The sequence below is a fragment of the Vulcaniibacterium tengchongense genome (assembly GCF_003814555.1).
Classification (GTDB): Bacteria; Pseudomonadota; Gammaproteobacteria; order Xanthomonadales; family Xanthomonadaceae; genus Vulcaniibacterium; species Vulcaniibacterium tengchongense.
The window spans coordinates 297,362-303,842 of record NZ_RKQN01000004.1 but is presented as its reverse complement, the minus strand read 5'-3'; the positions used below and the strand labels follow the sequence as shown (position 1 = coordinate 303,842).

General features: G+C 72.4%; 4 protein-coding genes. 1 reads left to right on the top strand and 3 read right to left on the bottom strand.

Annotated elements, in window-relative coordinates; genetic code table 11:
* Positions 1 to 1,127 precede the first annotated feature (1,127 nt).
* Entirely contained in the window at positions 1,128 to 2,966 is a 1,839-nt protein-coding gene (locus EDC50_RS14415; protein WP_123771174.1) for an ABC transporter ATP-binding protein, read from the top strand.
* Between the two features lie 46 nt (positions 2,967 to 3,012).
* On the opposite strand, the gene EDC50_RS14410 is transcribed toward EDC50_RS14415, so the two are convergent.
* The 3 genes from EDC50_RS14410 to EDC50_RS14400 all read right to left on the bottom strand — a co-directional run bounded on the left by EDC50_RS14410 (position 3,013) and on the right by EDC50_RS14400 (position 6,253).
* Complete coding sequence (locus EDC50_RS14410; protein ID WP_123771173.1) at positions 3,013 to 3,759, bottom strand: 2OG-Fe dioxygenase family protein; 747 nt, start codon at positions 3,757 to 3,759, stop codon at positions 3,013 to 3,015.
* The gene (locus EDC50_RS14405) at positions 3,756 to 4,157 is read right to left on the bottom strand and encodes an MAPEG family protein (RefSeq protein ID WP_123771172.1); all 402 of its coding nucleotides are present in this window, start codon (positions 4,155 to 4,157) and stop codon (positions 3,756 to 3,758) included. Before EDC50_RS14405 ends, EDC50_RS14410 begins: the two co-directional genes overlap by 4 nt.
* A gap of 362 nt (positions 4,158 to 4,519) precedes the next feature.
* Positions 4,520 to 6,253 (bottom strand): M28 family metallopeptidase, encoded by a 1,734-nt coding sequence (locus EDC50_RS14400; protein WP_123771171.1) that lies wholly within the window; start codon positions 6,251 to 6,253, stop codon positions 4,520 to 4,522.
* Between the last annotated feature and the right edge of the window lie 228 nt (positions 6,254 to 6,481).

The following is a 6,481-nucleotide window of genomic DNA, read 5'->3' as shown; positions in this document are numbered from 1 at the left end:
CGGGAAACGGTTGCGCGGGTTTCCTAGGCCAGGCGGCCGTTCGCGGGCGTTTTCCGCGCGTCGGGACCGCCGGCGCCGGATCGCTCCGCGCCCGGGCCGCAGGCCCGGCGGTCTCCGCCTGGCATTAGCACACCGCGCCGTCCGGGCGAGGGCGCGCAGCGCGCCCGGCGGCCGCGGTGCGCCTGCTCGGCCAACGCGTTGCACCGGCGCAGCCGCTCCCGCCAAAGCGCTTCGCGTCCGCGGCCCGATCCGTTACGGCGCACGCGCCGGCGTCGGTCTCCAGTTCCCGGTTCCGCACGGAAGGGAATGCGCAGCGCCGCCGCCTGCCCCGACAGCACCTGCTGTCTCGCGCCGCTGCGAACGTGCGCAACTTCGGATCGAGCACGTGCTGGTGGCCGACCGACGCTGGGACCTCGCGTCCGCGCGGCGGAGGCCGCGCAACCGCGCCCAGAAGCGCTCGCCGCCCCGGATCGTGCGCAGGCGCGCGGGGCCGCGCAGTTCGGCGACGCTGCGGAGCGGTGCAGGCGCTCGCGCATCGCCGGGCCGATGCCGCACAGGTCGGATAGCTCGAGGCCGTGCAGCCCGTGCGGCAGGTCGCCGCGATCCAGCATGCGAGAAGCAGGTGCGCCCCGAGTCGAGTTGGGCTGCACCAGGCACGGGCGGCCGTTCGCGCGCAAGTCCGCGTCACTTCCCCGGTCCGGCCACTGCGGCAAGGCGTCCGGCGATGGGCATCCTCCGGTGCGATGCAGGCCGGCGCGGTGCCGAATGCTTTTGCCCCCGTCAACGGATAGACTGCTCCACGCGGCCCGCATTCGCGGCCGCCCGGCCGCCGCGCACGAAGCCGCGGCCACGGTTCGAGCAGGGAGACGCATCATGACGTTCTTCGCCACCATCGGCGTGGTCCACCGCTAAGTCGGGGCCAGCGGCCCCGCCGCGGGCCGCCGCGCTGCCGAACGGACCCGTGCGCAGGGCCGGCGTTGGCCCTGGATCGCGCGTGCGCGTCCTCCGCCTCCTTTCCTTCCCGCCCGGCGCCTTGCGCCGCCATTCCCGCGCGTCTCGCGTCGGCGGCCCGGCCGCACGCGAAACCCGTGCGCGGGGCGTTCTCCCGAATTCAGAAGACAGATGCCATGACCTTTTTCCGTTGGTTCGAATCGCTGATCGATCCGTTCCGGCCGGCGCCGCAGACGGTGCCGCCGCGTTCGGTGGTCGGCTTCTACTGGCACTTCCTGCGCCAGGTGTGGCCGGTGTTCGTTGCGCTCACCGTGGTCGGCTTCCTGGTCGCGATCGTCGAGGTGGCGATGTTCGACTACCTCGGCCGCGTCGTCGACATGGTCAACGCCACGCCGGCCGACCGGTTCTTCGCCCGCCACGGCGGCGAACTGCTGTGGATGACGGCGGTGATGCTGATCGCGCGGCCGCTGTGCCTGGGATTGCACGACCTGCTGCTGAACCAGACCGTGCACCCCGGCGTGACCAGCCTGGTGCGCTGGCAGAGCCACCGTCATCTGCTGCGGCAGAGCCTGGGCTTCTTCCAGAACGACTACGCTGGCCGCATCGCCAACCGGGTGATGGAGACCGGGCCGTCGCTGCGCGAGTCCACGGCCCAGGCGTTCGACGCGATCTGGTACGTGGTGGTGTATGCGGGCTCGGCGATCTACCTGTTCCTGCAGGCGGATGCGTGGCTGGCGGCGCCGCTGCTGGCGTGGATCGCGGGATACGTGGCGCTGCTGGCCCACTACGTGCCGCGGGTGAAGCATCGCTCGTGGCGGGCGTCGGACGCCGGCTCGCAATTGATGGGGCGCGTGGTGGACGCCTACACCAACATCGCCACGCTCAAGCTGTTCTCGCACGCCAGCCGCGAGGAGGCGTACGTCGCCGAGGCGCTGGGCGAACAGACGCGCAAGGCGCAGGACATGACCCGCCTGACCACGGCGATGGGGATGAGCATCACCGCACTGAACGGCCTGCTGATCGTCGGCACCTGCGCGCTGGCGCTGTGGCTGTGGCAGCGCGGCGCGATCAGCGTCGGCGCGATCGCGCTGGCCACCGCACTGGTGATCCGCATCCACGACATGTCCGGCTGGATCATGTGGGCGGTGAACGGGATCTTCGAGGACATCGGCACGGTGCAGGACGGCATCGCGACGATCTCGCAGCCGTTGAGCGTGGTCGACCGGAGGGACGCCAAGCCGCTGGCCGTCACCCGCGGCGAGGTGCGCTTCGAACGCGTGCATTTCCACTACGGCCGCGACCGTGGGCTGATCGCCGACCTCGACCTGCACGTCGCGCCCGGCGAGAAGGTCGGCCTGGTCGGGCCCTCCGGCGCGGGCAAGTCGACGCTGATGAACATCCTGCTGCGCCTGTACGACCTCGAGGGCGGGCGGATCCTGATCGACGGCCAGGACATCGCGGGCGTGACCCAGGACAGCCTGCGCGCGCAGATCGGCGTGGTCACCCAGGACACCTCGCTGCTGCACCGGTCGATCCGCGACAACCTGCTGTACGGCCGCCCCGACGCCACCGAGGAGGAGATGCGCGAGGCGGCGCGCAAGGCGCGCGCGGACGAGTTCATCCCGCACCTGGTCGACGGCGAGGGCCGGCGCGGCTACGAGGCGACGGTCGGCGAGCGCGGCGTGAAGCTGTCCGGCGGACAGCGCCAGCGCATCGCGATCGCGCGGGTGTTGCTGAAGAACGCGCCGATCCTGGTCCTGGACGAAGCGACCTCGGCGCTGGATTCGGAAGTCGAGGCGGCGATCCAGGAGAGCCTGGACGCGCTGATGGTCGGCAAGACGGTGATCGCGATCGCGCACCGGCTGTCGACGATCGCGCGCATGGACCGGCTGATCGTGATGGACCAGGGCCGGATCGTCGAGACCGGCACGCACGAGCAACTGATCGCACGCGACGGCCTGTACGCGCGGCTGTGGAAGCGGCAGACCGGCGGTTTCGTCGCCGCGAACGCGTGAGTGGCGGAAAAGGCGGCGGCGCCCACGCGGCGCCGCCTCCGCGGACTCAGCCGCTGCGCCGCAGCGTCGCCACCAGCACGTCGCGGTGCGACGGCTGCCGCGGGTCCAGCGGCGTCACCGGCGTGACCCCGTGGAACACGCGCGCATCGTCCACCAGCGCCGCGTCGAAGGGCCGGGTCAGCGTGAAGCTGCCGACCTCGCCGCCATCCGCGGCATGGATGGTGGTGGTGCCGCTGGCGATGTTGCGGCGGTCGACCATCAGCACCAGCACGTAATCGACGCCGTCGCGGTGCACGCCTTCGGGCGTGGGCTGCCCCGGCCGATCCTGCTGCGCCTCGATGCGGAACTGGTGCACTTCGATGCGCCACGCGCTGACTTCCGGCGCGAGCGGTGCGAAGAAGTCGCGCGCGAAGGCGAGGATCGCGCGCAGGCTGGCGCTCCCGGCGACGGCGTCCTCGACCGGCTCGAACCAGCGTTCGATGCCGCCCTGCAGCGGGTTGTAGTCCAGCGTCTGGTAGTGCGGCTGGTGCGGTTCGCGGCGGAGCGCCTCGCCCTCGGCGGCGAACACGGCGTGGCGGCGGCGACGCTGCCGGCCGACCCGGGCGAGGTAGGGATCGGGGCCGAGCCGGTCCCAGCTCGCGGCGAACGCGTCCCAGTCCCCCAGCGTTTGCCGCCGTTCCAGCCAGCCGCGCATCGCCGCGCCGTCGACGAAGGCGAAGCCGGCCTCGCGCACGCGGGCGCGGACCTCGGCCAAGGCCGGCGCGGCGGAACCGTGGCGCGAGCCGCTGCTCATGCGCGCGCGCCCGCGAACGCGAGGGTCGCCGACAGCATCAGCGCCAGCACGCAGGACAGGCCGCCGAGCCAGACCAGGCTGCGCGTGCGGTGCCAGCCGGCGAGATAGCACAGGCCGTGCAGCACGCGCAGTGCGACGAAGGCGACGGCGAGCGCGGCGACGCGCGCCTCGCCGACGCCGGCCGATTGCGCCATCAGCACGCCGGCGGCGAATGGCGCGAAGGCCTCGAAGGCGTTCAGGTGCGCGGCGTAGGCGCGCTGCGAGCGCGGGTTCTGCTGGCGCGCCTGCCAGGCGCGCGGGTCGCGGTTGTCGTAGCGCTCCCCCAGGGCCTTGGCGATCGCGGTCCAGAGATAGGGCAACAGCGCGGCGATCAGGATGCAGGCGTAGGCGAGGGTCATGGCCGGGGCACGGGCGGCGGATGCGTGCAGCCTAGCGGAAAACGCGGGCGGCGCCTCCACGGAAACTGGCGGGAGCCGGTTGGGAGCGGGGCGTGTGTTTGGTCTTCGATCGCGGTGCGCGGAGGCGTGCGCCGGCGGACGGGGCAGGCGCGGGGGCGAGCCGTTCGGAACGCGCGCGACGTGGCGCGGCAGGCGTCCGGCGCGAGGCCGCCGGCGTTGCGGCCTGCACCCACAGCGCTCCCGCGAGCGGAGAGGCAAGGGGACATCGCGTCGGCGGCGGGATCGCGCCGGCGTCGCGCGCCGGCGCCATGGGGCGGCGGCGTGCCTGGGCACGCCGCCGCCGGATCACGCCACGGCGCGGCTCACTGCGCGCTCTGGCGCAGCTTGTCGTGGGCGGCGCGGAAGGCGTTGCCTTCGTACCAGTTCGGCCACTGCTCGTTGCCGGCCAACGTCTTGCCGACGCCGTACAGCGCTTCCAGATCCTGGACCACGCCCTCGAGCTGCCAGTTCGGATCGAACTCGTCGCTCGGCTTGTGGTAGCGGTTGTCGCGGTAGTCGGCCTGCGCCTTCTGCCCCGCGGCGGTGCCGCCTTCGACCAGGTCGTCGCCGCCCTTGGCGTACAGCGCCGGCACGCCGGCCTTGGCGAAGTTGAAGTGGTCGGAGCGGAAGTAGAAGCCGTCCTCCGGCGTCGCCTCGGCGTGCAGCGTACGGCCCTGGCCGTCGGCGACCGTCTTGAGGATGTCCTCCAGCTCCGAACTGCCGTAGCCGACCACGGTCATGTCGCGGGCGCGGCCGATCACCGGCATCGCGTCGAGGTTCACCACCGCCACCGTCTTGTTCAGCGGCACGGTCGGGTGGGCGACGTAGTACTTCGAGCCGAGCAGGCCGGACTCCTCCAGCGTCACCGCCAGGAACAGCAGCGAGCGGTCCGGCGGCGGCGTCTGCTTGCTGAAGGCCTCGGCGATCTCGAGGATGCCGGCCACGCCGGTGGCGTTGTCGACCGCGCCGTTGTAGATCTGGTCGCCGCCCGCGGGCGCGCCCTCGCCGTGGCCCTCGTGGCCGTGGTTGCCCAGGTGGTCCCAGTGCGCCATGTAGACGATCGCCTCGTCCGGGCGCTTGGCGCCGTCCAGGCGCGCGACCACGTTGCGCGAGGACTTCTCGCTGATCGTGCTCTTCAGGTCCACCGACAGCTTGGCCTGCAGCGGAATCGCCTTGAACCCGGGCTTGCCCGCGGCCTGGTACAGCGCGTCGAGGTCCTGGCCGAGGTCGGCCAGCAGCTTGCGCGCGACGTCGCCGGTGATCCAGCCCTGCACCGGCAGGCGCGGCTCCGGATCGTCCTTGGCCGGCAGGTCGAACTGGGCGCCCGACCACGAATTCTTGACCACGTCCCAACCGTAGGACGCGCCTTCGTTGTCGTGGATGATCAGCGCCGCGGCCGCGCCCTGGCGCGCCGCTTCCTCGAACTTGTAGGTCCAGCGGCCGTAGTAGGTCATGCGCCGGCCTTCGAACAGCCTGGCGTCCTGGTTGTGGAAGCCCGGGTCGTTGACGAACATCACCACCGTCTTGCCCTTGACGTCGACGCCGGCGTAATCGTTCCAGTGCTGCTCCGGCGCGTTGACGCCGTAGCCGACGAACACCAGCTCGCTGCCGTCGACCTTCACCTCCGGCTGGCCGGTGCGCGTGCCGACGACCATGTCGGTGCCGAACTTGAGCTCGCGCGGCTGGCCCTTGACGTCCAGCTTGAGCACGGTCGATTCGTCGGCGGTGGTCTCCACCATCGGCACGGTCTGGAAGTAGCTGTCGCCGTTGCCGGGTTTCAGGCCCATGCGCTGGAACTGCGCGGCGAGGTACTCGACGGTCTTTTCCTCGCCGGCGCTGCCGGGCGCGCGGCCCTCGAACGCGTCGGAGGCCAGCACCTTCACGTGCTGGGCGAAGTCGGCGGCGTTGATCGCCGGGGAGAACGCGTGATCGCCGGCGGCGGCCGTGGCGGACGGCGCCGGCGCGGCCGGGGCCTCGGCCTCGGGCTGTTGCTGGGAGCAGGCCGCGAGCGCGAAAGCGCCGAGCGCCGCGGCGGCGAGCAAGGGGTTGCGGGACATGGGACCTCCGGAATGGACCAGCCGCCGCGGCGCGCCAGCGCCGGGCGGAGTCCCATTCTAGGGAAAGCGGCGGCGCTGTCTGCCCGGAGGCGGCACGTGCGCGGCCGGCGCATGCAACGGGGGCCGGCGCCGGACGGGAGCGGCCGGGTGCCATCGGGACGGCGCCGCCGCCGCCGTCGCCGCGCAACCGGGACCTGCGATTTCGGCCATCGAACGCCGAAGACCCGG